Here is a 905-nt window from a genome sequence, read left to right on the forward strand (position 1 = left end):
CCACGCGACGCGCGGCAACAACCTCGACCGCGTCAGGCGGCACAACCTCTCGGCGATCCTCCGCCTCGTGCACCGCGGCGGCCCCCGCTCCCGCTCGCAGCTGACCCGCCTGACCGGCCTCAACCGCTCCACGATCGCGGCGCTGGTCGGCGAGCTGGTGGAGCTCGGCATCGTGCGCGAGCGCGAGCCGGCCACGCCGAACCAGGTCGGCCGGCCGAGCCCCGTCGTCGAGGCCGATCCCGGAGTCGTCGCGCTCGCCGTGAACCCCGAGATCGACGCCGTCACGGTCGCCGTGGTCGGCGTCGACGCCGTCGTCCGCCGCCGCATCCGCCGCTCCGCCTCCGTCCCCACCGCCGAGGCCGCCGCCCGTCTGGCGGCCGAGGCGGTCGCCGAGCTGCTCGCCGAGCTGCCCGAGGAGACGCGGACCGTCGGCATCGGCGTCGCCGTGCCCGGCCTCGTCCGCGACGCCGACGGCCTCGTCCGGGTCGGCCCGCACCTCGGCTGGGACGACGAGCCCTTCTCCCGCATGCTCGCGGACGCGACCGGCCTGCCCGTCCTCTCGGCGAACGACGCCAACCTCGGTGCACTCGCCGAGAGCGTCCTCGGCGCCGGCCGCGACGTCTCGCACCTCGTCTACCTCAACGGCGGCGCGAGCGGAGTGGGCGCCGGCGTCATCGTCGGCGGCGCGCCTCTGCACGGCATCGACGGCTACGCGGGGGAGATCGGCCACACCCTCGTCAACAGCGCGGGCATCGACTGCCACTGCGGCGCCGTCGGCTGCCTCGAGACCGAGGTCGGCCGCGCCGAGCTGCTCACCGTGCTCGGCCTCGACGAGAGCGAGCGGCTGGAGGAGGCGCTCGCCGCCTCCGAGGACCCGGCCGTCCGCGCCGAGGTCGAGCGCCAGC

At 76.5% G+C, this 905-nt stretch carries 1 protein-coding gene; it reads left to right on the plus strand.

Translation table 11 applies throughout. The features are described from left to right. On the plus strand, positions 1 to 905 hold a 905-nt coding region (locus C5B92_RS16790; RefSeq protein WP_104274641.1), incomplete at both ends, for an ROK family transcriptional regulator.

The organism is Rathayibacter sp. AY1A4, from assembly GCF_002930955.1.
Lineage (GTDB): Bacteria > Actinomycetota > Actinomycetes > Actinomycetales > Microbacteriaceae > Rathayibacter.